A 26,277-nucleotide genomic window follows, 5' to 3' on the forward strand; every position below is an offset into this window, starting at 1 on the left:
CCCCCAGACAACCTGCTGTTTTCTCTTTTTAAGGAACAACGCTATGACCGTTAAGAAAACCCTGACCTTTTCCGTAATGGCCCTTGGCCTGGCTCTAACCCTAGGGGCCTGTGGCAGCAGTGGAGAGCAAAGTAGCGCTCCCGCAGAGGCTGTTGCCGAAGCACCGGCTGTTGAGACTCAAGTGGCTCCCGACACCTCTGCTGAAGGTGATGGGCAAATGCAGGCCTCCCAGGGAGGGCAGGTGGTTGAATCTGGTCCCTACCACCTAGAGTTGGTTACGGCCAATGAGCCGACCGGGGTTCACCTAGATTTCTTCTTACAAAAAGGCGACACCCACGAGGCGATCGCCGATGCCAAGGTAATGGCGCAAATTCAGTCTCCTGACGGCACTCAAGAGTCTGTCGAGCTGACCTATGACGCCGAGGGCGCACATTACACGGCTATGCTGCCTGTCACAGCCGCAGGAGACTATAACGTAGCTATTTTGTCTGATATCGGTGGGGAGAAGGTGAACGGACGCTTTACCTTTGCTAAGTAGCCCCAGACTTGTATTCAATCGCCCCGATGGCAATCTGCTTGGCATCGGGGCGAAGAATTAATTGACCTGACGTTAAATTCCAAGCCAAGACAATAAAATTGTTTTTATCTCAAGCAAGAGCAACACGATGAAAACAAAAGTCAATGCTCTTGGCATGTGTTCTGATTGGAGAGTGTTAGCCGGACTGATAGCCGTTGGCATTGCCATTGCGGTACGGGCACTACAACTAACGCTGAGTGCATTACCACTGCTGTTGCTAGAAGCCTGTCCGCTTTTGATGATAAGGAAATTATTATAAGGGCGTTATGAGTCAGCCAAATTCAAGCCAGGGAAAAGTTACAAAATGGCTGGCTTACGCTGTTCCGGCAACTATACTTCTTCTGATCTTAGGAGGCACAGCCTGGTTATTTGGACGTACCAGCCAGCCGACTGAAGGCAATTTGTCCAATGCTGCACCTCAATCACCAGCGAAACAGACAGATAGCGCACCAGCACCTACTAGTTTAGAAGCGTCTCTAAAACCAGCAGAAAGCTGGCAGGCAAACAATCACATTCACGGGTTAGCCATTAGCCCTGATAATCCTCAAATTATCTATATTGCCAGTCACAGTGGTCTTTTGAAGCGATCCGAGACGGGTCAATGGTTTTGGGTGAAAGAGCAATATGATTACATGGGGTTCATCGCGCACCCCACTGATGCAAACCGCTTTTATGCCAGTGGTCATCCGCCAGAGGGTGGTAACTTGGGTTTTCAAGTGAGCCAAAATCAAGGGTTAGATTGGCAAGAAGTTTCCATGCCAGGGGTAGATTTTCATGCCATGGCGATCGCACCTAGCAACCCTGATACCATTTACGGCTTAGCTACATCTGGAAAGCAAGGCTTTTTTGTATCAAACGATGCGGGGCAAACCTGGGCACAACCGTCTGGCAGCGGTTTAGAAGCAATGCCCTTTAGCCTCAATGTTGATCCTCTTAATCCAGAACGGGTGTTAGCAACAACACAAGCGGGGCTATATGAAAGTCAGGATGCAGGTAAAACATGGTTACTGATTCCCAGTACAGCCACTGCTCCAATCGCCGGATTAGCACTGCAAACAGAGGGCGATCAAACGACTATGTTGGGATACCGTATCTCTTCTACGGATACTGGATTATACCGTAGCGTGGACGGCGGACAATCTTGGGAGCCTTGGAGCGATGAATTAGAGGGCATAGTTTTATACATGGCTGCTGCTCCCACTAATTCCCAAGTTCTCTATGCTGTCAATGAAAATAATGTCGTCTTTCAATCACAAGACGGTGGCAAAACATGGGATGAACTGAATTCGTAACCGTGAGTCAAACAATACGATCACTCTTACTGACTAGGGATATCTACAAAAGCTAGACAGCCACGATCAAACCGCTGTGAAGGCGTTATATAGTGCTCACATTGCCCGTGAACCAAAATGCCACAACGGGCAATGTCTTGGTTAGTCTTTTATGAAACTTAAGCGACTAAGGAAGCAGAAATTTCTCAACCGTCAGAATGCGATCGCCTTCAGCATTCTGTTGCTGTGTCTACTGGTTTGTGCTTGGGTGTGGGTTCAACCAGGCTTTGATGTATTCTCCGCACAAGGTCTGGAGCAAGTTATTCAAAGCTGGGGATGGTTGGGAGTATTCGTTTACATTGGCATCCTAATTTTATCTGTTGTCCTTAGTCCCATTCCAAGTGCTCCCCTGGCGGTTGCGGCTGGTATGGTTTGGGGCCCTATTTGGGCAGGAATTTATAGTGTCATTGGTGGCTTCTTAGGTGGCTTGCTGGCGTACTTTATTGGATACACCTTAGGGAGATCGGCTGTTCGTGTGTTGACGGGCAAACTCATCTACTTTTCTGAAAATCGAGGAGAAGTTTACCTTGGCTGGGTAATCTTCATCACGCGCCTGCTTCCTGTCTTATCATTTGATTTAATTAGCTATGGTGCCGGTATTGCAGGGCTTTCGCTGCCAATTTATGCCACTACAACTCTACTTGGCATGATTCCATCAACCTTTCTTCTAACTTTTCTAGGCTCAACTTTTACAGTGGGTCTACCGTTCGGAATTGTTCTTTCTGTTTTGTTCCTGACTTTTTTGATTGGCTTACCGTATGGTATTCATCGATACAATTGGTTCAACATGAGAGACATTATTCATGTGGAATAAGTGCTTGTCGTAGTATCTCAGCTGATTTAGAGACAGGACGCAGTAATCAGTAAAGAAAAGATTCAAGAGGTCGATAGGGATAGTGTATCTGCACAAGTTGCCTTCATCCATCACTTCTTTGGTATCGCTGTGTAAGCCTGGATAGGGAAGAGGGCTTTTATACCTTACTGCGAGTCTTGTAGCGGGATCATTCTACAAACCCTAAAGTCAAGGTGGCCAAACAATACTTAGCATTTCTTATGGAAATATTATAACTGAACTATGAAACATCAAAATGTAGACAATACAAAAAAATGAGTAATTGACGCATTTCGTTACCATCAACTTATGAAATGAGGATGAAATTGCCCTAGTCAATCAGAGAGAAATTGAGCTTCCTACCCTGGAGAGGTGTAGGTGAAGGCTTTTCTACCTATAGTTTTTACTATTGATAAAAATTTAGGGAGAGCGCTTATGCTCCTCAATCACGAAAAATATCAGTCTAGCTTCGATCAGGCTATGGCCTGTGCAGTGGAATGTGAGCACTGTGCGGAGGCCTGTATGGGCAAGCCTGAGATGGTGAAGTGTGCTCGCATGTGTCTGGACACGGGGGAAAGCTGCCGCACCTTAGCAACGCTGATGGTGCGGGGGTCTTACTTTATCGCGCCGATGGCCAACGCCTGCGCTGAAATTTGCGAAGCCTGCGCCAGCGAATGCGAAAAGCACAGTATGGATCACTGCAAAAAGTGCGCTGAATCTTGCCGCACTGCGGCACAAACCTATCGCAAGATTGCTAGCGTAGCCGCGTAAGTTGAAGTTGACTAACCCTTCAATTCAATTCAACTTAGCCCGCTGAGGTCATAGCATCCCATGAAAGTAGATCATGGGATGCTGGCTAGCTTTTAGATAGAGCTTTTCGGTTTAGGAAAGCTCTATGGGAAGTTTCCTTACTTTTTCACTTCTACATACCTCTACACAAACAGCAAGATCATGACTACTAACAAAGAAATTACCAAAGACCACGCAGATGCTGGCCATAATCAGGAAATGTCAGGTAGTTATCTCCGGTTCCTGGCCATGATTGGAACATCAATCGTTGTGATGTTCTTCTTGATGTATCTGCATTCCTATCAAATTCTCGACCATGCTTGGTTTAGTGAAACAAGGGTCTTTATGGCGCTGATCATGGGGGCTGCGATGATGGTGATTATGCTGTCTTACATGCTGCACATGTACAAGAGCCGCAGTGCTAATATTGCCATCTATGTGAGTGCCATTGTGCTATTTGGCGCTTCGCTATGGCTGGTACGCAGCCAAGTTACGGTGAGCGACGTCGATTATATGGAAGGCATGATTCCTCACCACTCAATTGCCATCTTGACCAGCGAGCGAGCCCAGATCCAAGATCTTCGGGTGCGCGAACTGGCCGATGAAATCATTGAGGCTCAGCGCCGAGAGATTAACGAGATGGAGTGGCTAATTTCTGATATTCGAGACAACGGTTTGGTTACTGCACAAGCTGAGTTAGAAGCAAGACCGCTGCCAGACTTCACAGCAGCTCCCGAATAGAACGATTAAGCCCACTGAACCAGATAGCCATGTCTTACGATCCATTTTGTTGCCTTCCATAATGGTTACTCCTGTAATTACACATGTGGGAAGTCCTCACCTTGCCTGTCAGCGGCACCAAAATGTGGGAAAAAGGCAGGTACCCTGGCCGCATACTGGGCATATTCCTCGCCAAATTCTGCCAGGGCTTCACGCTCTTCTTGATGGGCTAAATGGACATACATCCAGACTAAAAAGGGAAACATCGGCAGCGTGAGAATAGTGGGCCATTGCAGCAAGAATCCAGACATGATCAAGACAAATGCACCATATTGAGGATGTCGTACCCTTGAGTAGGGGCCGGTGATCGCGAGCTGATGGTTTTGCTGCGCCCCATAGAGTACTCTCCAAGCAGAAGATAACAGAATGAACCCGCTCAAAACTACTAAATTGCTAAGCAGGTGAACAGGGTTAAAGTGAGGGTTGCCTCCGAGTCCTAAAATTGTCCACCAGAGATGTCCGGCATCGTGGGATAGAGGGTCTAAGCTAGGATAGCGGCTCTGTAGCCAGCCTGAAAGCAGATAGACGGTGACAGGAATGCCATACATTTCGGTGAAAAGCGCGACGATGAAGGCAGAAAATACCCCAAACGATCGCCAATCACGAGCGTTTTTCGGCTTTGTAAAGCTAAACGCAAAAATGATGAACACTAGAGAATTAATGATCACCAAAGACCATAGACCATAGGCAGGAGCGTTATTCATTTTTCATCTTCTTGAGGCGAATTGTGATGGCTATGCCCGTGATGTCCTCCGGGGGCACCGTGCATAAAGACATGCATTAAGGGGCAGGCTAGTAGAAACAGCCACGGCAACACAGGAATAATGTGAGCGAGATGCTCCGTGAACAGAAAAAATGCGGCAATTCCTAAGAATATTAGCAGTGCAATGCCAGAAGGAGATCGCCACCAAAAACTTGTCGAAGAGTCGTTGGTCATAGGTTTATTATTGCCTCACTTAATTTTCTTTTCAGTCGTTCGGCATATTGATCGACTTAAGCGACAGAAGAATTCTCAACAATCTGGGTATTATATCCAGCACCTTCCAGAGCCCTCTGAACAGTTTCTAGGGTCACTAATTGAGGATCGTAAACAACCGTAGCCTGATTTTTAGAACTCAACTGTACATTTTTCAATGCCAGGAATTTTTTCGGCTGCCCTCTCAATAATTTCGCCACATCCACTGCACATCATTCCTTCTATTTTAAGCGTGCTAATCTGCATAAATATTCACCTTAAAAACAGTGCATTTATAGTTTGACCCGGCGCAGCAACATCGCATTGATAGACACTACGACAGTTGAAACGCTCATGAAAATTGCCCCTACGGCTGGGGTTAGCAGAATGCCGAAGGGATAAGCGACTCCAGCTGCCAGAGGAATGCCAACTACGTTGTAGCCGGTTGCCCAAAACAAGTTTTGGATCATCTTTCCGTAAGTTGCTTTGGCCAGTTTTAAAGCATAGGTTGCATCGATTGGATCGCTCTTGATTAAGACCAGATCGGCAGATTCAATCGCAACGTTGGTGCCAGCCCCAATGGCGAGAGCTAAGTTGGCTTCAAGCATTGCTGGTGCATCATTGATGCCATCGCCGACAAACGCAACGGGCTTTTCTGATTTCAGTTTGCGGATGAGAGATGCCTTATCTTGCGGTAAGACTCGGGCATAGTAGCGATCAATGCCCAACTCATCGGCCACTGATTTAGCGACGGCTTCAGCATCGCCCGTGATCATGACGACCTCCAATCCCATGGACTGTAGCTGCTTGATCGCCTGGAGAGATTGAGCACGGACTTTATCGGCTAGCCCAAACAGTGCCAGGAGTTGCGTGTCGTCCATCAGCGCGATCGCGCTTTCTCCACACTGCTCAATAGTCACTAGCCCGGCCTGTAGCGAGTCTGCCACCGATAGCGCCAGTTCTTCGGCCCACTCAGGTCGCCCAACCCGATAGCGACGTCCGTTTACTGTACCCTCGACCCCTTTGCCAGCCACAGCTCGAAAGTCTGTGCCGCCAGGCAAACCAAGTTGCCTGGCTTCTGCTTCCTGCACAATGGCTGCTCCTAGAGGATGCTCTGAAAAGGTTTCTAATGAGGCTGCGATCGCCAGCGCATTTGGTTCATCCACAGCGTCTGTGAAAATATGGCGAACCCCAAATTTACCCTCGGTTAAGGTACCCGTTTTATCGAAGGCGATTACCTGAATCTGACGTGCCCGTTCAAACGCTTCACGGTTCCGCACTAAGATGCCATGCTTTGCCGATAGGGACGTGGCATTCACAATTACCAGGGGAATGGCCAAGCCTAAGGCATGGGGACAGGTGATAACGAGTACGGTTACGGCCCGATTAATCGCAAAGGTCAATGATGGGCCTACCGACAGCCAAACGACAAAGGTCAGTACGCCGACTCCGATCGCAGTCAAGGTCAGCCAATAGGCCAGTTGATCCGCTAGAGCCTGATATCGGCTTCGCGATGACTGTGCCTCTTCTACCAGACGCATGATTTGGCTAAGTGTCGTCTGATCGCCTGTCCGAATGATTTTTAAGGTGAGTGCCCCTTCGCCATTGACAGAGCCACCTACAGCTTCATCTCCGACCTGTTTGATGACAGGACGAGACTCGCCAGTCAAAAATGCTTCGTTAACGCTAGAGGCTCCTTCAATCACCTCGCCATCAATCGGGATTTGTTCGCCAGGTTTGACGAGAATGGTATCGCTAGGCTGCAAACTCTCGACTAAAACCTCCTCGATCTTGCCTGCCCTAAAACGATGGGCTGTTGTTGGCACCAGATTTGCTAGGTGCTCTAGGGCGCGGCTAGCCCCTTGCACCGAAGCCATTTCTATCCAATGGCCTAGCAACATGATGGTGACTAAGGTAGCTAGCTCCCAGTAGAATGGCTCACCCTCTAACCCAAAAGAAACAGCCACACTGTAGACAAATGCAACTGTAATGGCTAAAGCAACCAGGGTCATCATCCCGATTTTGCTCTGTAGCTCAATCCAGGCACCCTTTAAAAATACCCAGCCGCCATAGCCATAAATCACAACACTTAAAAGAGGGCTCACTAATTCAGAGCCAGTAAACCGAATGGCCTGATAGCCAAACCACTGCTGAAAAGAAGGCGAAAAATACAGAACTGGTAGGGTCAGCACCAGGCAGATAAAAAAACGTCTGCGGAAAATCTCAGGGCTATGACCAGCATGCTTATCATGGACAGAAGAAGAGCCGTGGCCTACATGGCCATGATGTGTTTTAGAGTGATGCGTATGATCGTGGGCCATTTTGTGTCTCTCTATACTCGATTGTGCGATACGCCATCGATTAGAAGTGCCTAGGCCTTTTTCCTTATTGAATAGAAAGATGGAATCCCTTTACAAAGCTCAGCCCAGCTCAGAAATGAAGCTTTGTCTGTAGGAAAACCACAGATCTCGATCTGAACTTGGTATAGCTATAGCCTGACGAATGAATATGAAACCAGGATGAAAAGTATTACTTCTTTAGATCCTGGCGATGCCTAACATCCCTCCGACTCAATAGCCAGAGAAGGCTAACTTGAGAGCGCAGAAAAATCACCACAATAATGCGGTCGAGGCCTAACCTAGCGAAGCTGGCCTAGGGGCATGCCCGCACTGGTCAGGGGAAGCTTAATGGTAAAGGTGCTGCCCTTTGAGAGGGCGCTCTTAACGTGAATGCTGCCCCCATGAGCCTGGGCGATCGCCAGCGCGATCGACAGACCCAGCCCCGCTCCGCCGCTCTGGCGCGATCGATCTTTTTCAATGCGGTAAAAGCGATCAAAAATTCGAGGCTGATCGTCGGGGTGAATGCCCACCCCCGTATCTTCTACGGCAATCAGGGCGTGCTTATCCACGGCTCTGAGGCGGATGGTGACTTTGCCGTTGGCAGGGGTGTGCTGTAGGGCATTGCTGACCACATTCAGCACCAGGCGGTAAAGCTGCTCTTCGTGACCAATCACTGTCAGAGGCGGGGCCGCAGGCTGATCGAGCCAGAGGTAAATGCCCTTAGCGATCGATAGCGCCGCCATTTCCTCCTCAATATCGCTCAGCACGTCTTGCAGGCAGCAGGCAAAGCCAGGCGCTGTGGTTTGAATATCGAGCCGGGAGAGCAGCAGCAGATCGCTGACTAAGCGGGTGAGGCGATGGTTTTGGCGGGCAATCACCTGGAGGGTATCGCGGGCTTCGGCATCGGAGATGTCTGGCAGTCGAATCACTGACTCGGTGGTGGCCTGAACGGCAGAGAGGGGGGTTCTCAACTCGTGGGCGGCATCGGCAGTGAACTGCTGAATATTGCGGTACGACATTTGCACAGGCTCTAGGGCTACCCCCGCCAGCCACCACCCAGCGATCGCCGTGAGCGCCAGTGCAATCGGTAGACCTAACGCCATATTCCAACGAACCGTGGCCAGGTAGGCGGCAAAGTCATTGAGCGAACGCCCTACCACCACCCGACCCACCAGTTGCTGATCGTCGAGGGCATACAGGGGCAAAATAATCTGGCGGTAGGGCTGCCCCGACCCATCGCGCAGGCTTTGCCAAAGGGAAGCCCCATCAGGGCCGGGTAGTCCTGGGGGGTAGTCGCCAGCGGTCGCAACTAATGTTCCATCAGTGCCTAGCACCCGGATATAGTAATTGCCGGAGTACAGGTCATCGGGGTGATAGTGGTTCTGGCTGTGCTCAAAGGGGGCCAGGCAGGGATCTCCTGTGAGGCAAAGGCTGGGCAGCAGGTCAGAGGAACCGCTCTCGATCTGACCTTTGGCCGTGAGCGATTTCTCTAGGTTGTCGTGAACGGCTTCGGCGACTGATTTTAGCTCGCGATCGGCGGCTACCCGATGGGCATGGGCGATCGCCTCATACATGCCCAGGGCGCTGATTGCCAGCACGACGGCCATCACCCCCGTATACCAGCCAGTGAGCTGCCAGCGGCTGCGGCGAAACAGTCTATTCAGCTTTAAACCGGTATCCCATGCCATAGACGGTTTCAATCATGTGGTCATAGCCATGCTGCCCCAGCTTACGGCGCAGCAGCCGCACCTGGGCCGCTACCACGTTGCTGATCGGTTCGGAGCCAAATTCCCACAGTTGGTTGAGCACCTGCTCTTGGGTGAGAATCTGGTCAGGGTGCTCCATTAAATATTGCAGGAGCTGAAATTCTTTTTGGGTCAGCTCGATTGCCTGATCAGCGGCGGTGTCGCTGGGCAGCAGGGCAATTCTGCGATCGCAGTCTAGCCGCAGTGGCCCAACTTGAATTTGAGCGGGCCTAAAATCAGCGGGGCGGCGTCTCAAGGCCCGCAGTCGGGCCAGCAGTTCGTCCATGCTGAAGGGCTTGACCAGGTAGTCGTCGGCTCCAGCATCGAGCCCCGCGATGCGATCTTCGATGCGATCATTTGCGGTCAGCATGAGAATGGGGAGAGCATTTTGCCGCGCCCGCAGCCAGCGACAGATCTCCAGCCCCGTTAGCCCTGGCAACATCCAGTCTAGGACTCCCAACACGTAGGTGACAGTGCTGCTCTCTAGATAGGTCAGAGCTTCATCCCCAGACTGCACCCAGTCCACCACGTAGGCTTCTTGGGTCAGCGTGCGCTTAATCGCTCGCCCCAGGTCTGGCTCATCTTCAACCAGCAAAATACGCATTGATAGTTGCTCGGGCTACCGGAAGACGCAATCGCAGCAAATAGCTGCACCACGTCGCTTCAAGAAAATACCACCTGATAATGAAACCACAATGAAATTGATCACAGCATCATTGCTACTCCACTAAGTGAAGGGACGCTTAACCAAACCCGGCTCTCTAACAATTGCCACAGACTAGGCAGCAGCATGGACAGGAGTTTTGCCATTCAGAGAGCCTGCCCCAGGGCGCACCTCAATAGTGCCAAAGTTCATCTTCATGCCGCACATAAATTCGTACTCGCCGGGTTGAGTGGGGGTGAACTCCACCGGGATAGTTTTGCCTTCAGGTAGATCCACCGCAATACCAAAGTCAGGAATCAGCAGTTGGGCATAGCAGCCGCTGGGGGTCTCTCGCCGGAAGTCGAGCCGCACGGGCCGACCCGCTTCGACAACAATGCGGCTGGGCTGGTAGCCCTTCGCCGCCGTCACCGTGGCGGTTTGAATACCCTCCGGGGTGAGAGCCGCCTCCGTTGCCGCTGCCGATGGAACAGGAACTGCCGGGGGTGCCACTGAAAGATGGTGCTGATGGTCCGTAGGTTCTGCTGTGGCTGTGGTTATAGGTGGAACGGCGTCTTCGCCCTCGGCCACCACTTCGACGGTGCCACGAAACATATTCATGCCGCAGGCAAACTCGTAGCGACCGGGCTGGGTGGGGGTGAACTCGATCGCCGTAGTCTGGTTCACTGGCAGCGCCTGGGCAATGCGAAAGTCGGGGAAGCGCACCTCTTCGAGGCAGCTGCTGGGGTCTTTGCGGTAGAAGTTGAGCTGCACCGGCTGCCCCGCCTGCACCACAATGTGGCTGGGGTCGTAACCGCCATCAACGGTGACGGTGACCTCTTGTACGCCGCCAGTAGTGGTGGCTTTGCGAGACTTAGGCTTGCTGAGCAAGAACCACCACAGCTCTAGCCCAATCAGGCTCAAGCCTGCCCCGGTGACGGCGGCTCTCGACCATAGCGGTTGCTCAATGCGCTGGAACTGCCCGGTTGGCTCGGTAGCGTGATCGGTCATGGTGTCATGGTTGACCTGGGCAGAGGTGCCGCTGGCGAAGGTAACTACCATCGCCAAGCTGGCCAAACTGGTGAGGGTAAGGTGTCTTATTTTCATGGGAATGCTCCTAGGCAATGGCGTTAACAACAAGTCCAGACAGTGCGCCCATTAAGAAACCGAATCCGGTGAGTAGGGCAAAGGAATAAGAGTGGATCATGGGAGGAGTCCTTTTTATAAGCGGTGAAGGACGGGGGGTAGGGGAGCGAGGGAGTTTTGTGTTCTCGATGACTCAATCACCTCATCCCCCCGTTACTCCATCACCCTTGCAGCTTGGGGCGAAAGTTTCGTAGCCGTAGGGCATTCGTGACCACCGACACGGAGCTAAAGGCCATCGCGGCTCCAGCGATAATCGGGCTGAGCAGCCAGCCAAAGATGGGGTAGAGAATGCCCGCCGCGATCGGAATGCCTGCCACGTTGTAGATAAAGGCGAAGAACAGGTTTTGGCGAATGTTGGCCATGGTGGCGCGGGAGAGCTGAATGGCGGTGACAATGCCGTGCAGATCGCCGGAGATCAGGGTGATATCGCTGGCGGCGATCGCCACATCGGTCCCGGTGCCAATCGCCATCCCCACATCCGCTTGGGCCAGGGCAGGGGCGTCGTTAATGCCGTCGCCCACCATTGCTACAACCTTGTCTTCCCGTTGCAGATTTTCCACCTGGGCGGCTTTTTGGTCGGGGCGCACCTCGGCAAAGACGCGGGTAATGCCGACTTCGCGGGCGATCGCCTCGGCGGTGCGGCGGTTATCGCCGGTCAGCATCACCACTTCCAGCCCCATCCGTTGCAGGGTGGCAATAGCGGCGGCAGAGGAGGGTTTGACGGCATCAGCGATCGCCATCAGCGCTTCGACTTGGCCATCCACCGCCAGCCACACCACGGTGCGACCGAGGGATTCTAGCTGGTCCCACTGGGTTTGCAGGCGATCGGTAGCAATGCCCAATTCCTGCATCCAGCGGTGGGTGCCAATCTGCACGCGCTGCCCAGCTACAGTGCCCTGAACGCCGCTGCCTGCAACCGCTTCAAAGCCTTTGGGATCTTCCAACGTTACCCCCTGCGCTTGGGCGTAGTTAACCACCGCTTCGGCCAGGGGATGCTCGGAGTTGCGTTCGAGAGATCCCGCCAGCTTTAGCAGATGCAGCTCGGTCGCGGTACCGTTCACCGTCAGGTAATCGGTCACGGTCGGCTTGCCCTGGGTAATAGTGCCGGTCTTATCGAGCACGATCGCCTGAATGTTGTGAGCCAGTTCCAGGCTGTCGGCCCCTTTAATCAAAATGCCGTTCTCAGCCCCTTTGCCCGTGCCCACCATAATTGAGGTCGGCGTGGCTAATCCTAAAGCACAGGGGCAGGCAATAATCAGCACGCCCACGGTGGTGATCAGCGCCATCGTCACGTTGCCCATGATGTTGTACCAGACGATAAAGGTGAGAATGGCGATCGCGATCACCGCCGGTACAAACCACGCCGTCACCTGATCTGCCAGCTTTTGAATCGGCGCTTTTGACCCCTGGGCCTGCTGCACCAGCTTGACGATCTGCGCCAAGAACGTATCTTTGCCGACGCGGGTGGCGCGAAACTTGAAGCTGCCGGTTTTATTTAGCGTTGCCCCAATCACCTCGTCGCCGACGGTTTTCTGCACAGGCACGCTTTCCCCCGTCACCATGGCCTCATCCAGGGTGGAGGCCCCGTCGATGATCTCGCCATCGACCGGAATTTTCTCCCCAGGGCGCACCAGCACCACGTCGCCCAGCACCACTTCGGCAATGGGAATGTCGTACTCTCGGCCCTCGCGAATCACCCGCGCGGTTTTGGCCTGCAACCCCATCAGTTTGCGAATCGCTTCAGAGGTCTGACCCTTGGCACGATTTTCCAGCAGGCGGCCCAGCAAAATCAGGGCAATAATTACCGCAGCGGCCTCAAAATACACATCTGGGTTCAACCCCTGGTCAATGAACCACTGGGGATAGATAGTGGGAAACAGCGAATAGAGAAACGCGGTGCCGGTGCCCACCGCCACCAGGGTATCCATGCTTGCCGAGTGGCGCTTGAGCGCTTTCCAGGCGTTGATAAAAAAGGAATTACCGGCCCAGAACAGCACCGGAGTAGTCAGCACCAGCTGAAACCAGGGGTTGTGCAGCCACATGGGAATAAACGGAATCGGTAGGCCCAGCATCATCGGCAGCGAGCCGATCACTAAAATGCCGCCCATTATCAAGCTAAACACAGCCTTGCGGGTGAGCTGGCGGTTTTCAGTCTCTCGTTCTCTCCGTTCAGCATCGTCTTCGGCGGTCAGTGGGTCGTCGCTGAGGGGTTGGGCGGTGTATCCCGCATCATCCACCGCCGCCTGGATGTGGGTGAGGTTGGTCTGGTGGGGGTCGTAGGTGACAGCGGCTTGTTCTGCACCAAAGTTGACGCTGCATGCTTCTACACCAGGCACGCTGCGAATGGCGTCTTCAATGGTGCTGGCACAGGCGGCACAGCTCATGCCCCGCAGCTTTAAGAGTTGGTTTTGCATCGATATCCTCCTTGTCGGGATCAATGGCTGGTCAGAATCAATGACTGAACGGCAGAGCTAGGCAACGGTATAGCCAGCGTCGATAATGGCCTGCTTAATGACGGTCTCGGTGGCGATGGTGGTAACGTTGACCTGCTTGGTTTTGGAATCGGCGTTGACCTGGGCGGTGCTGTCAATTGTTTGAATGGCTTGGGTGACAGCCTTGACACAGGAGGAACAGGCCAGGTTAGGAACGGTAAATGAAAGAGACATAACAAACCTCTAAACGCTGTATGGGTCTATCTTGGAGCTTCCAGTGCGCTGGAGAGTCAAGGGGGTAAGCCAAACAATTTGTGAAGCGGTTGATTATTCTTTTTATTAAGTCTTGAAACGACAATGAGGGGCATAAAGACTATGCCCCTCATTACGTTAGCTGTCAGTTTTTATGAGCTTGTATCTGTGCTACGTTGACAAGCTCCAAGCCAGCGTGGATTAGGCCATTGCCATGCTCATGCGGCGGCAGGTTTCTGCACAGCGGCGGCACATCTCGGCGCAGGCCTGCATTTGGGCATCGTCGCCCATGCTGGCACAGTCCTTAGCGCAGCGATCGCACACCTCTGCACAGGCCCCGCAAAAATGCGCATGTAGGTCGGAACCGCGCAGCATAAAGTTGGCGCTGGTTTGGCAGCTCTCCACACAGTCCATCATCAGGCGAATGTGGGACGGCTCGGCGTGGTGACCACCCTGCTCTAAGCAGTAGGTGATGGTGTTGAGGCACATGCTGTGGCAATCGAGGCAGTTCTGAATGCACTGCTGCACCTCATCGCTTACATTGTGCAGTTTGAGGGTTTGAATCGGCATATTTATCTCTCTAAGTGTTCAAGATCCTGATCACTTCGGTCTTTTCTAACTTAAAGAGAGACTAGAAATCGCCGAATCTAGCTATTGAGAGAGATTGCCAAATTAGATATCTCATACCGTCAGCAGCTCGAATTTCATTCTGATTTCATTTTTGCGTGGCACACTTCCGAAGTGAACACAACACACACTGCGCAGATGATTGAGGTATTGAGATGACATTGAAACTAGCTGCGATCGCCCTGCTCAGTCTTAGCGCCGCTGTTGGCCTGCCCGCCTGCGCTAACTCCCGAGACGCGGCGGTTGAGCCAGCCACCGAAACCGCCCAGATGGATCACGGCGGCATGGGCCAGATGGATGGCGGCATGATGGATCACGGCATGATGGATCTTGGCCCCGCTGATGAGAGTTTTGACCTGCGCTTTATCGACGCGATGATCATGCACCACCAGGGCGCGGTGGTCATGGCAGAGGATGCCCAACAGAACTCCACCCGTCCCGAAATTCAAACCCTGGCTAGCGACATCATTGCCGCTCAAGAGACTGAAATTGCCGAAATGCAGGCGTGGCGGCAAGCCTGGTATCCCGATGCTCCGGCAGACCCGGTCATGTACCACGCTGAGATGGGTCACATGATGCCCATGAGTGCAGATATGATGTCAGCCATGATGATGGACATGGATCTAGGCACTGCCGACGATGAGTATGACCTGCGCTTTATCAACGCCATGATTCCCCATCATGAGGGAGCTCTGACGATGGCGCAAGAGGCGCTAGCCAAGAGTAGTCGTCCTGAAATCCAGGAATTGGCGGAAGCCATTATCGCCAGCCAGCAGGTCGAGATCGACCAGATGACCCAGTGGCAGCAAGACTGGTACGGGCAGTAGGAAGAGGGCGATCGCCCACCCCAGATGCGAGACGAATGCGCATCATACAAATCCCCCCAATGCCGCCTCCAACAGGTGCGCTGGGGGGATGACTTTCTTGCCAGCAAGAGATTACTAAGCCGAAATTTGAATGTTGCCCATCATGCCCAGGTCTTCGTGGTCGAGGATGTGGCAGTGGAAGACGGTTTTGCCCGCAAAGGTGCGGAAGGGTACACGAATGCGCACTGTTTCGCCGCCCTTCACTAGAACCGTGTCTTTCCAGGCGCGGTAGGGTTCGGGCTGTCCGTTGCGGCTGATGACCTGGAACGGGTTGACGTGTAGGTGAAAGGGGTGATCCATCCGGTCAGGGTCAACGTTGGCCAGTTCCCACTCTTCCACGGTATCGAGCTGGGCCTCGATGTCGATGCGCTGGCCATCGTAGGGTTTGCCGTTAAACCAAAACTCCATGCCCATGCCGCCACCCATGGTCATAGACAGCTCGATGCGGCGTGTGACAGTCGGTTCCGGCAGAGTTTCCACCGTGCCCAACTGTTGCGGTAGAGGCAACGCCGCAACTGAGCCGCGATAATTCAGGGTAGCCAAGGGTTGAGGGTCTCCCGACAGGGCACTGCCACCGTGCATCATGCCGCCCATGCCGTGGCCGCCGCCCATCATGCCCATGCCGCCCCGGTTGTAGGGCAGGTTGAGTAGGCGGTACTCGCCCGGTTGTCGCTTTCCTTGGATGAGCACGTCTGCTCGTTCGCCGGGGGCGAGGAGGAGTTCTTGGAGTTCGATGGGGGATGCGATCGCCCCGCCATCTGTGGCAATCAACTGGAACGGGTGCCCCTCTAGCTGCAATCGATAGAAGCGGGAGGCCGACGCATTCAGCAACCGCAGCCGCAGTAACCCGCCTTGGGGAATGTTCAAGCCGGGATTAACCCGACCATTCACCGTCACCAACGACCCTTCTCGCCCCATCATTAGCGCCATGTGGTTAGGCGCAGGGATATTGCCAGCCCGGTCAATCTCATAGTCTTTGAGGACGATAAATTCTTCCTGGGCGTCTTTCACCTCAGGAATGTCATCCAGGTCGCCCCGAATGACGAATAGACCCGCCAAGCCCCCAAAGAGTTGTTCTGCTGCGTGGTGGTGGTGATGGGGGTGATACCAAAAGGTGCCAGCAGGATGATCGGCAGGAATAGTAAATTCGTAGGTGAACGCTTCGCCCGGAGCCACGCTGAGGAAGACGTTATCGCCTGTGCCCTGGGGGGTGATGTGCAGCCCGTGGTAGTGCAAGTTGGTGGGCTGATCGAGCTGGTTGTGCAGCCGAATGCGGACGGTATCGCCGGGGCGGGCCTCTAGTCGGGGGCCGGGGCTTTGGCCGTTGTAGCTGAGCAGGTTGGCGGTGCGATCGCCTACCTGCACTGGGCTCACCGCAGCGGTTAAATCTACCTCTAGTAGGCCGTTTTGGCTGGTATAGAGGGGGGCAGCAGTGGTGGCAGCAAGCCCCTGAGCTAGTGATCGATTCCTGAGCCAGTGGAGGGTGGCCGCACTGCCGATGCCAGCGGCTCCGAGGGCGATAAAGTGACGACGATCCATGGTCTTTTCCTTTTCCCTGGGGAAGGGGTATGAATGGTTGAAATGCCCGTCAATGCAGCGTGACAGGGGGGTAAAAGGCTTGATGACTCTATGCTAGAGATTCCAGTGCGCTGGAGTGTCAAGGGGGCGTTGATAAGTTCACAAACAAAAACTCGTTTGCCTGTTTGAGGCAAGCTCAAGCAAGGATATGAGGCTGGGAAAGGGCGGTAGGTGCCGGATAAGTTCGGTAGAGGGCATACGTCCGGCGTTTTTAACAAATAACTCCCTGTATCTCCAGAATCAAGCACACAGTTGATGGATAAGACTCTAACCACGAGGGTTTAGACAGCAGAAATGCCTTCTAAGCCCTGGGGAATGGGATATTATGCAGCATGTTTGACGGACAACTACGGTGTGTAGGGGTGTTATCCGTCAGATATGACGTTGAATACATAGTTAGCCCTCCTAAGTTATCGGTTGAGGCATAGCCAGAAGGCTATTTGTAGAGCGATTAAATAAAGCATCCTTCCGCTGCCAAATTATTGCATTGTGGCTAAACTGGGTTGAAAGATTACTCAAGGGCATTTGTTTGCAGGGGAGACAATGGTTAAATTCCGTACTTCTACTTCAGAAGATTCTAAGCCTGAGTCTATCGTGACTATGTTTCAGGATCTTAATCGTGATCCATCCATTAAGTTCCTCCATTTCCATCAAGGAAAAATTTTGGAGGACTACTGCAATCAGAAAGACAGTAAATCAAATCAGAAATATATTCAGGTTAAAGATTTAGCAATTGAGTTGCCTACAGGCACGGGTAAAACTTTAGTTGGTCTTCTTATTGCTGAATATCGTCGTCGGGTATTCAATGAGCGAGTTGTTTTTTTGTGTCCAACTAGACAACTCTGCGCTCAGGTTAATGAACGTGCTCGCTTATATGGAATTAATACAGCTTTATTAGTTGGCTCCCAAAGCAAATATGATCCAGGACAATTTTATTCATATCAGCAAGCTAAATCGATTGCGGTAACTACATATAGTGGAGTATTCAACACCAATCCTCGAATCAATGATCCTGAAGTGATCATTTGTGATGACGCTCATGCAGCAGACAACTATATTTCTGCTCTCTGGACTCTGTCAATTGAGCGTTCAAGGCACAAGGATCTGTATATGGCTTTATACAGATTACTTGAACCAGTCATGCCAAATTACATAGCATACAAGATTGAAACTGGTGGAAGTAGCCGATTTGATGAATTCTCAGTAGATTTACTTTCAACAATAGCTTGGCATGGATGTCTAAATCAAATCGGACAAATCTTAGAAGAATTTGTTTCTGGACACGATGATCTTAAATATTCATGGAGTATTCTTGCATCTCATCTTGAAGCTTGCTCACTGTATCTATCACCTAAAAGCATTGAAATTCGACCTCTTATTCCACCAACTCAGACTCATCCACCTTTTTCAAACGCCAAACAGCGGATATACATGTCGGCTACATTGGGGGAAGATGGAGATATAGAGAGGGTTTTTGGAGTTAAGGCAATTGCCCGACTACCAATACCTGAAGAGTGGCATAAGAGAAGTACAGGTAGAAGACTAATTCTCTTCCCTGATCTTTCCGCAAATAAGGATTCCACAGATACAGCAGTATCTATGGTTAAGCAGGTAGACCGTGCCCTCGTCCTTGTTCCTGATAATAAAAGACTTGAGGGATGGGAGACAAAGTTAAAAAAGACGCATGAGATTATCAAGTCTGAGGATATTGAGCAGAACCTAGATGCTTTTACTAAAGCTTCAGAACCATCAGTTCTTCTCTTGGCAACTCGCTACGATGGGATCGATTTACCAGGAGAGGACTGCCGCTTCATGGTGTTGGATGGAGAGCCGTCTGCTTCAGGTTTACAAGAATTCTATTTAAGAGTTGGTCTTGGAGCCTCTTCCCAATTACATAATCGTATCCGAACTAGAATAACTCAGGCATTAGGGCGATGTACTCGTGATGAGAGTGACTATTCCGTGGTGTTTGTTTTGGGAGATAAGCTAACACAAAGATGTTGCACTAAAACTCTTACTCAGGGTATGCACCCAGAACTTCAAGCTGAGATCTCATTCGGCTTGGAAAACTCAACTGACCATACACCACAGGAATTTGTTGAACTGGCTCAATTATTTCTAAGTCGCTCACCTGATTGGCAAGCTGCCGAACAGGATATTCGAAAGAAGCGTGATTCTAATACAAAAACTCCTGACCCTACCACTGAATATCTCAATCAGGCAATGCCCCATGAGATTGATTATGTATATGCTTCATGGAAAGGACAGCACGAAGATGCCTTAAGCATAGTGGCTAAAATTCTAGCAGCCTTAGAAGGAGGATCAAACCTCAAACCGTATAGGGCTTTCTGGCTACACCAAGCGGCTGCTTCTGCTTTTCTTGCTTGGCAACATTCTGGCAATGAAACCTTTAAGCTTACGGCTATTTCATATTTAGATAAAGCTTCAGGAGCGTCTTCAAACATTACTTGGCTAAGTAAGCTACGTTCTGAGCTTTCAGGACAATCTGATGATAGTGCTGTTGAGGCTTTGCCCATACAGGAGTGGTTTCTGGAAGTCAATAGTTTACTTCAGAATTGGAAAATTATTGGCAGTAAATTTGCAAGAAAAGTGTCTGAAACTCAGAATGACATTGAGAACAACGATGCTAAATCTTTTGAAAAGGGCTTGGCTACGTTAGGTAAAATGCTAGGTGCTAGCAGTCATCAGTGGACAGATGATGGTGCTCCTGATGGTCTTTGGGTATTTGGTAACTGGCACGCTTTTGTATTTGAAGCTAAAACTGATGAAAACCCTGAAGGTGGAATTTCGCTTGATACAATACGCCAAGCTCGTACTCATGAACAACGAGTAAGAGCAGATAACTTGATTCCTGCTTTTGTTCCATGTTCTACGATTGTTATTTCACCACGATCGGCTGTCCACAACCTGGCAACTTCTCACGTTGAGGATATTGCTTACCTATCCCACGATGATGCTATCAAGTTATTCAGTGATGTTGCATTAGCTCTTGAACGACTTCGAGCATCGGCATCCGGGAGTACAGAAGAAACTTTACAAGAAATCGGCTTGCAGTTCTACAAAGAAAAATTGGTTGCGTTGCAAGATGTCAAAGAACGACTTCTTCGTAAAAAACTGAGAGACTTACCAATTCAATGAGATAAGACTGCCTATGGAGTTCAATGCAGGTCTGTGCCGGATAGCTAACACTGTGTTGGTGCGGACGGTACAGAGGTTGTCAGTGGGTGTTCGAGATTATCTGCCGCCGCACAACTTCATTGTTACAAAAATTTCTAAGCTTCAATACATCATGGCTTTATTGGGGCAATTTTCGCATCGGCAGAGAAATTGATTGTTGAAAAAACTTTTTCTAATAAGAAATTGCTTGTTTCTCGGAGCAAAAGTTTTAGCGGTGTATTCCTTCTGCGAGTCATTGGTCTTTCCATGCTGAGATTGCCCTAGCGAAATGCCTTAGCCACGCGCTGCTGCATATGGCCGATCGCAATATAGAGTACCGGCACCACAAACAGCGTCAGCACCGTCGCCACCAGCATGCCGCCAAAGATCGCCGTACCCAACGATTGGCGACTGGCTGAGCCTGCCCCCGTGGCCACCATCAGCGGATAAATGCCCAACAGGGTCGAAATCGCCGTCATCAAAATCGGGCGCAGCCGTTCTTGGGAAGCCTGCACCGCCGCTTGGGTGAGGGATAGCCCTTCGTCCCGCAGCTGGTTGGCAAATTCCACAATGAGGATGGCGTTTTTGCTGGCCAGACCAATCAGCATCACCAGCCCCACCTGGCAGTACACGTCGTTGTACAGCCCGCGCATCGACTGGGCCACCAGGGCACCTAGCACCGCCAGGGGCACCGCCAGCATAATCGTCAGCGGATCGACAAAGCTGTTGTACTGGGCCGCCAGCACCAAAAAGACGAAGAAAATCCCCAGGCCAAAGATGATTGGCGCTTTGCCGCCCGACTCTAGTTCTTCGAGGGAAATGCCCGACCACTCAAAGCCCAGGTTGGGGGGCAGCACCTCGGTCGCCAGCTTTGCCATCGCCTGCATGGCCTGACCAGAGCTGGTGCCGGGAGCCGCTGAACCGTTGATCTCAATCGAGCGGTGCAGGTTGTAGTGGTTGATAATCTGCGGGCCAGTGGTGCGGGTAATGGTCACCAAGGCGCTGAGGGGAATCATTTCGTTCAGGCGCGATCGCACATACAGTTGCCCAATGCTGTCAGGCTCGGCGCGGAAGGCGGCATCGGCCTGCACATAAACCCGATAGGTGCGGCCAAAGGCGTTGAAGTCGTTGACGTAGCGGGAGCCCATGTAGGTTTGCAGGGTGCTAAAGATGTCTTCCACAGGCACCTGCAACGCTTCGGCGCGATCGCGGTTGACCTCTACCTGGAGCTGGGGCGCGTTAGCCGTGTAGAGGCTAAACACCCCCTGCAAGCCGGGGGTTTGGTTGGCCTGCGCCAAAATCGCCCCTTTCATTTGATCGAGTTCCTGGATGTCGGCGGTGCTGCTGTCGCGATCTTGCAGCTGGAACACAAAGCCGCCAACGCTGCCCAGGCTGGGGATGGTGGGCGGGTTCACCGCAATCACGGGGGCCTGGGGAATGCCCATCAGCGGTAGCCGCACCCGGTTGAGAATGCCCGTCACCGACTGCTCCGGCTGCCGCCGCTCTTGCCAGGATTTGAGCGGCGCAAACAATATGCCCCGGTTGGGGGTGTTGCCGTTAAAGCCCACCCCGCCCATGGCAAAGGTGCCCTCCAGCTCTGGCACCGCCAGCAACTGCTGCTCGGCCTGGGCCACCACCTGCTCGGTATAGTTCAGGGAGGTGCCATCTGGCCCCTGCAAAATGCTGATGAAATAGCCCTGATCTTCTTCCGGCAGAAACGCCTGGGGTACCTGGGTGTAGAGCCATCCCGTCGCCACCAGCAGCCCCACAAAGCCGACCAGAACGGCGCTCTGCCATCGCATCAACCGACCCAGCCCCCAGTGGTAGCTGCGCTCTAGCCCGGTCAAAAAGCCGTTGATGCGGCGGTAGATCCAGCCGAGAGCGCCAGTTTGGCGGGGCTGTGCCCGTAGCAGCAGCGCGGAGAGCGCCGGGGTAAGGGTGAGGGCATTGAAAGTAGAAAGTGCGATCGCAAAGGCAATCGTCAACGCAAACTGCTGGTAGAGCTGCCCCGCCGTACCGGGGAAAAAGCCCACCGGCACAAATACCGCCATCAGCACCAGCGAGGTGGCAATCACCGCGCCCACCAGGTTGCGCATAGATGCGATCGCAGCCTGCATCGGCGACAGCCCCTCCCTTTGAATCAGGCGGCTGATGTCCTCCACAATCACAATCGCGTCATCCACCACCATACCCGTCGCCAGCGTCAGGCCAAACAGCGTCAGGCTGTTGAGAGAAAAGCCAAAGAGTTTGACAAAGGCGAAGGTGCCCACCAGCGACACCGGAATGGTGATCGCTGGAATCACCGTGGTGCGCCAGTCTTGCAGAAACACAAAGATCACCAGCACCACCAGCACCACCGCCTGCAACAGCGTGATAATCACTTCTCGAAACGACGCCTCCACAAACCGCGACGAGTCGTAGGGAATCTCGTAAATCAGCCCTGGGGGAAAGCGTTCCGCCAGCCGCGCCATCTCCGCCTTCACCGCCTTGGCAATGGCCAGAGAGTTGCTGCCGGGGGTTTGCAAAATTTGGTACCCCACCGCCGGATGGCCGCTGTAACGGGCAAAGGTGCTGTAGCGCTCGGCCCCAAGTTCTGCCCGCCCCACATCCTTCAGTTTGACCAGATCGCCTGCCGCCCCTGCCTTGAGCACCACCTCCTCAAACTCCGCTGGGCTACTCAGCCGTCCCAGGGTTTGCAGATCGATCTGGTAGAGCTGGCCGTCAGGGTTGGGCGGTTGACCAATGCTGCCTACCCCTAGCTGCACATTCTGCTGGCGCAACGCTGTAATCACGTCCTGGGCAGTGAGCTGGCGGCTGGCGAGGCGATTGGGGTCGAGCCAGAGGCGCATGGCATAGCGCCGCTCGCCAAAGGGAACGAGGGTACCCACACCAGGAATCCGCCGTAGAGCATCGAGCACATAGAGGTCGGCGTAGTTGCTGATGAAGGTGTCGTCGTAGCGATCATCTTCGCTGTAGAGCGCCATCGCCAGCACAATGGAGCTAGACTGCTTCGACACCTGCACCCCCGTTTGGCGCACCGCCTCCGGCAGTTGGGGTTCCGCCTGCAACACCCGGTTCTGCACATCCGAGGCGGCCACATCAATGTTGTACCCCTGGCGAAAGGTGACGACAATGGTGCTGGTGCCGTCGTTGCTGCTGGTGGAGCTGATGTAGCGCATCCCCTCCACGCCGTTGATCTGGCGCTCCAGCACGTTGGTCACCGTTTCTTCCACCACCTGGGCATTGGCCCCGACGGCGTTGGCGGTGACGGTAATCTGCACCGGGCTGATGTCGGGATACTGCTCAATGGGCAGCAATGGCAGGCTGATCAACCCCACCACCAGGGTGACCAGCGCACAGACAATGGCAAACACGGGCTTTTTGATGAAGAAATCTGTAAACATGGGGTCACCTCTGGGTGTAGTGGAGTGCCTTCAGGGGGTGGGTGGCAGGAAGATTCAAGGGTGGTGGGCAATGCCCACCCTACGACTTGCTAATCTCTGGAAAATCAATCAATTCTCAATGGGGCTGACAGGTGCACCGTCGCGCAGCATCAGCACCCCGGTGGTGATTACCGCTTCGCCGGGCTGTAGCCCCTCGATCACCTGGTACTGGTTCTCTTCTATTTCGCCGAGCTGCACCGATCGCTGTCGTGCCACCGTGCCCTCTGGCCCAGACTCCGCCACAAACACAAAGGATTGACTGCCCAAATGGGTCACAGCACTGGCGGGCACGCGGGTACCCTGGCGCTGGCTCCAGGTAATGCGAGCCTGAACAAACTGATCGGCCCGCAGCTTGCCTTCAGAGTTGGGGAGTAACGCCTTCACCAGCACCAGTTGCGTCGCGGGGTCGGCATTGGGGGCAATGAATTCAACCTGGCTGGTGCCCAGGGTTTGCCCCTGGCCATCCACCAGTTCTACAGGGCTACCGGGTTGCAGCAGCGCCGCTCGCTCCGCCGGAACGGAGAAATTCACCTCCAGGGTGTCGTTCTTGGCCAGCCCAATCAGGGCTGTGCCCGGACTCACCACCTCGCCCACCTTGACGGGAATATCGCTCACCATCCCGGTAAAGGGCGCGGTGATCTGAAAATAGGCCAGCTGGGATGCCTGAGCCTGGGTTTGGGCCTGCGCCGCCTGCCAAGATTGCTCGGCCTGGGCAATAGTGGCCTGCTGGGCGCGGATCTGCTCATCCATGGCATTTAGCAGGGCGCGGGCCACTTCGAGCTGCTGGGCGTACTGATCGCGCATTTGCCGGGAGACTGCGCCCGCCTCGGCCAGGGTGGCAAAGCGGTCATACTCCTGCTGGGCGTATTGCACCTCGGTCAGTTTGGCCACCCGCTGCGCTGCTAAGGCTTGCAGGCCAGCTCTGGCATTGGCGATACTGGCCTGGGCTGATTCTGCCGCAGCGGCAGCTCCAGTGACCAGGGCCTGCTGTTGCTGCGGGTTGATCTCAATTAGCACAGTGCCAGCGGTGACGCGATCGCCCGACCGCACCCGAATTTGCGCCACCTGCCCCTGCACCTGAGGCCGCAGGAGAACGGATTGGTGCGATCGCAGACTGGCCACAAACTCCGATGTTTCCGCTAGACTCACGGCCTGCACCGTCAGGGTTTGCACCGGCATGGGGGGCTGCTGCGCCTGGGCTACAGGTACCACCTCCTGCTTTTGCCACCAGCGCCACAGTTCAAAGCTGCCGCCAGTGAGCCAAAGCAGGGCAAAGAGTATCCAAAGGCGCGATCGCCACGGTCGTTTTTTGGGGCTTGCCGCTGGCTCTGTTTGAGCATCAGCGATGGGGAAATCAAAGGCGTCCATAACTGATTTGGAGATAATAGGTGTTCGTCAGGTCAGGCTATAAAACCGCCTAAACATCGTCGGGGCTGGCCAGATATTGCTGCTCTAGCCAAACGCGAACGTCGTTAATAGAGAGCGATCGAAACGGCTGATCGGCCAAGGAATCTTGAATCATCCACCAACTCTGACCGGTGCGATCGACGTACTCCCAAACTCGGGGCTCCATTTCCCCAAACAGCGCAAAAGAGAGTTCCCTAGAGGTGCGTGAAAGCCAGTCAAACAATGCTCCAACCGGCGATTTTGGCCTATTGTCAAGGGATGACTCAAGCCATTCAAGATCGCGGTAGACATTCGGGCTATCAGGCGGCAGTTCATACATAACAGACTCCTTTTTCGATGGAAATACTAGATAGGACATCAGATTGGAATCAGAAAATTAACCGGGCAGCGCATTCAGCGGTAATAGCGTTGCTCTAGCCAAATACGCACCTCATCCTCAGACTCGAAGCGATGGAAGTCTTGAGTCGATACGTCATAAACTCCGTAGTAGGTATTGCCGTGGCGATCGCGACCTGTGAAAATTCTCAGCTCGCTGGATGGCGCAAATAGCTCAATTAGGCTATGCCAGACACGGTGAAGGATCTGTTTGAAGCTCCATTTCTTAGGGCTCTCGTCAACCAGCTCAAACCATTCTTCAGCAAAGCCTGAGCCTGTATTAAATCCGTTGGTGTTAGTGCTCATTAGATGTTCCTCAACAGCGGTTAAGTCAACCATGGATAAACCATACAGTTTCCAGTTAGCTGGACAGTCAAGCGCTAATTTGAAGAAATTTTTGGCAATAAAAAAGGCCTGCGATCGCAGACCTTTCAATCCAGCTAAAGCTGGCAAATAGATGTGTTCAAGAGCCTTTTGGACTCAGACTAGCTAAGATCCATAGTAGAAGCGTTCGTGAATCACTTGGCCATCTTGCCATTGCTGTACCGAAACCTGGTGATAGGTGCGTCGCCCCCATTCGGCATGGGTATAGTCCAGATACCATTCAGAAAAAATTGTATTCTCCGTGAAGGCCACGTTCTTGAGTTTGGCCTCATGAATATCAAGAATCTTGGCAAAGAAGTCTTCTTCTCGGCGACGGTTAGCCTCTTTGCCAACGGTGGCGGGTTCGTCATTTTCTTGCATGACTACCGTATCAGCATAGTATTTTTCAAAGGCTTCCATCGCGCTACCTTTGAGTACGAGCTGGCAAATATCCTCAAAAACAACTGGCAGACTGATTTCAGTATTCACTTGAGTCGTCATAGGTTTCCTCTCAGTTAGTTTTAGGTGTGAATTCTGGTGTATCCAATGCCTTGCGCAGGGTTTTGTTCCTGATTAACTAGGCATAATCTCACTCTAGAGCTTCCCCCTGACTGGAGTGTCAA

24 protein-coding genes are annotated in these 26,277 nt (G+C 52.7%); 8 read left to right on the plus strand and 16 right to left on the minus strand.

Features of this window, described 5'->3' with window-relative positions; genetic code table 11:
* Positions 1-43 precede the first annotated feature (43 nt).
* The 6 genes from H6G07_RS04260 (at position 44) to H6G07_RS04285 (ending at position 4,270) form a co-directional block, all read left to right on the plus strand.
* Complete coding sequence (locus H6G07_RS04260) at positions 44-538, plus strand: hypothetical protein (protein ID WP_073607399.1); 495 nt, start codon at positions 44-46, stop codon at positions 536-538.
* Between the two features lie 127 nt (positions 539-665).
* On the plus strand, positions 666-836 hold the full coding sequence (locus H6G07_RS04265) for a hypothetical protein (RefSeq protein WP_171972962.1): 171 nt from the start codon (positions 666-668) through the stop codon (positions 834-836).
* A 7-nt stretch (positions 837-843) separates the two neighbouring features.
* Positions 844-1,869, plus strand: a complete 1,026-nt coding sequence (locus tag H6G07_RS04270) for a F510_1955 family glycosylhydrolase (RefSeq protein WP_073607398.1) — start codon at positions 844-846, stop codon at positions 1,867-1,869.
* Between the two features lie 151 nt (positions 1,870-2,020).
* Entirely contained in the window at positions 2,021-2,722 is a 702-nt protein-coding gene (locus H6G07_RS04275) for a TVP38/TMEM64 family protein (protein ID WP_073607397.1), read from the plus strand.
* Positions 2,723-3,175: 453 nt separating this feature from the next.
* Positions 3,176-3,511 (plus strand): four-helix bundle copper-binding protein, encoded by a 336-nt coding sequence (locus H6G07_RS04280; protein WP_073607396.1) that lies wholly within the window; start codon positions 3,176-3,178, stop codon positions 3,509-3,511.
* Positions 3,512-3,691: 180 nt separating this feature from the next.
* Positions 3,692-4,270 (plus strand): DUF305 domain-containing protein, encoded by a 579-nt coding sequence (locus H6G07_RS04285; RefSeq protein WP_242026627.1) that lies wholly within the window; start codon positions 3,692-3,694, stop codon positions 4,268-4,270.
* 77 nt (positions 4,271-4,347) lie between these two features.
* Here H6G07_RS04285 and H6G07_RS04290 read toward each other — a convergent pair whose 3' ends face one another.
* The 10 genes from H6G07_RS04290 to H6G07_RS04335 form a co-directional block, all read right to left on the minus strand.
* Positions 4,348-5,013: a methyltransferase family protein gene (locus H6G07_RS04290; protein WP_073607395.1), complete on the minus strand. Its 666-nt coding sequence runs from the start codon at positions 5,011-5,013 to the stop codon at positions 4,348-4,350.
* Complete coding sequence (locus H6G07_RS04295) at positions 5,010-5,246, minus strand: DUF2933 domain-containing protein (protein ID WP_073607394.1); 237 nt, start codon at positions 5,244-5,246, stop codon at positions 5,010-5,012. Before H6G07_RS04295 ends, H6G07_RS04290 begins: the two co-directional genes overlap by 4 nt.
* Before the next feature lie 171 nt (positions 5,247-5,417).
* Positions 5,418-5,531 carry a heavy-metal-associated domain-containing protein gene (locus H6G07_RS26995; protein WP_073607393.1) on the minus strand — a complete coding sequence of 38 codons (114 nt, stop codon included), beginning with the start codon at positions 5,529-5,531 and terminating at the stop codon, positions 5,418-5,420.
* Between the two features lie 26 nt (positions 5,532-5,557).
* Positions 5,558-7,585 carry a heavy metal translocating P-type ATPase gene (locus H6G07_RS04305; protein ID WP_073607392.1) on the minus strand — a complete coding sequence of 676 codons (2,028 nt, stop codon included), beginning with the start codon at positions 7,583-7,585 and terminating at the stop codon, positions 5,558-5,560.
* Between the two features lie 317 nt (positions 7,586-7,902).
* Positions 7,903-9,291 carry a two-component system sensor histidine kinase RppB gene (rppB, locus tag H6G07_RS04310; protein WP_073607391.1) on the minus strand — a complete coding sequence of 463 codons (1,389 nt, stop codon included), beginning with the start codon at positions 9,289-9,291 and terminating at the stop codon, positions 7,903-7,905.
* Positions 9,260-9,952 carry a two-component system response regulator RppA gene (gene rppA, locus H6G07_RS04315; RefSeq protein ID WP_073607390.1) on the minus strand — a complete coding sequence of 231 codons (693 nt, stop codon included), beginning with the start codon at positions 9,950-9,952 and terminating at the stop codon, positions 9,260-9,262. The genes rppB and rppA overlap by 32 nt, the downstream gene beginning before the upstream one ends.
* A gap of 174 nt (positions 9,953-10,126) precedes the next feature.
* Positions 10,127-11,095: a cupredoxin domain-containing protein gene (locus H6G07_RS04320; RefSeq protein ID WP_073607389.1), complete on the minus strand. Its 969-nt coding sequence runs from the start codon at positions 11,093-11,095 to the stop codon at positions 10,127-10,129.
* Positions 11,096-11,295: 200 nt separating this feature from the next.
* Positions 11,296-13,548, minus strand: a complete 2,253-nt coding sequence (locus H6G07_RS04325) for a heavy metal translocating P-type ATPase (protein WP_073607388.1) — start codon at positions 13,546-13,548, stop codon at positions 11,296-11,298.
* Positions 13,549-13,605: 57 nt separating this feature from the next.
* A complete protein-coding gene (locus tag H6G07_RS04330) occupies positions 13,606-13,800 on the minus strand; it encodes a heavy-metal-associated domain-containing protein (RefSeq protein WP_073607387.1) in 195 nt (64 codons plus the stop codon).
* A gap of 219 nt (positions 13,801-14,019) precedes the next feature.
* Complete coding sequence (locus H6G07_RS04335; RefSeq protein ID WP_073607386.1) at positions 14,020-14,388, minus strand: four-helix bundle copper-binding protein; 369 nt, start codon at positions 14,386-14,388, stop codon at positions 14,020-14,022.
* Between the two features lie 212 nt (positions 14,389-14,600).
* Between H6G07_RS04335 and H6G07_RS04340 the strand changes: the two genes are divergently transcribed.
* The gene (locus H6G07_RS04340) at positions 14,601-15,272 is read left to right on the plus strand and encodes a DUF305 domain-containing protein (protein ID WP_073607385.1); all 672 of its coding nucleotides are present in this window, start codon (positions 14,601-14,603) and stop codon (positions 15,270-15,272) included.
* Positions 15,273-15,386: 114 nt separating this feature from the next.
* On the opposite strand, the gene H6G07_RS04345 is transcribed toward H6G07_RS04340, so the two are convergent.
* Positions 15,387-16,850 (minus strand): multicopper oxidase family protein, encoded by a 1,464-nt coding sequence (locus H6G07_RS04345; RefSeq protein ID WP_073607384.1) that lies wholly within the window; start codon positions 16,848-16,850, stop codon positions 15,387-15,389.
* Positions 16,851-17,432: 582 nt separating this feature from the next.
* On the opposite strand from H6G07_RS04345, the gene H6G07_RS04350 reads away from it, so the two are divergent.
* Positions 17,433-20,048 (plus strand): DEAD/DEAH box helicase family protein, encoded by a 2,616-nt coding sequence (locus H6G07_RS04350; RefSeq protein WP_084172909.1) that lies wholly within the window; start codon positions 17,433-17,435, stop codon positions 20,046-20,048.
* Between the two features lie 299 nt (positions 20,049-20,347).
* On the opposite strand, the gene H6G07_RS04355 is transcribed toward H6G07_RS04350, so the two are convergent.
* The 5 genes from H6G07_RS04355 to H6G07_RS04375 form a co-directional block, all read right to left on the minus strand.
* Positions 20,348-23,470 (minus strand): efflux RND transporter permease subunit, encoded by a 3,123-nt coding sequence (locus H6G07_RS04355; RefSeq protein WP_073607382.1) that lies wholly within the window; start codon positions 23,468-23,470, stop codon positions 20,348-20,350.
* Between the two features lie 108 nt (positions 23,471-23,578).
* Positions 23,579-24,877: an efflux RND transporter periplasmic adaptor subunit gene (locus H6G07_RS04360; protein ID WP_073607381.1), complete on the minus strand. Its 1,299-nt coding sequence runs from the start codon at positions 24,875-24,877 to the stop codon at positions 23,579-23,581.
* 49 nt (positions 24,878-24,926) lie between these two features.
* Positions 24,927-25,235, minus strand: a complete 309-nt coding sequence (locus tag H6G07_RS04365; RefSeq protein ID WP_139296939.1) for a hypothetical protein — start codon at positions 25,233-25,235, stop codon at positions 24,927-24,929.
* A gap of 74 nt (positions 25,236-25,309) precedes the next feature.
* The gene (locus H6G07_RS04370) at positions 25,310-25,597 is read right to left on the minus strand and encodes a hypothetical protein (protein ID WP_139296938.1); all 288 of its coding nucleotides are present in this window, start codon (positions 25,595-25,597) and stop codon (positions 25,310-25,312) included.
* 183 nt (positions 25,598-25,780) lie between these two features.
* Positions 25,781-26,155: a nuclear transport factor 2 family protein gene (locus H6G07_RS04375; protein WP_084172905.1), complete on the minus strand. Its 375-nt coding sequence runs from the start codon at positions 26,153-26,155 to the stop codon at positions 25,781-25,783.
* Between the last annotated feature and the right edge of the window lie 122 nt (positions 26,156-26,277).

The sequence above is a fragment of the Phormidium tenue FACHB-1052 genome (assembly GCF_014696675.1).
GTDB lineage: Bacteria > Cyanobacteriota > Cyanobacteriia > Phormidesmidales > Phormidesmidaceae > Nodosilinea > Nodosilinea tenuis_A.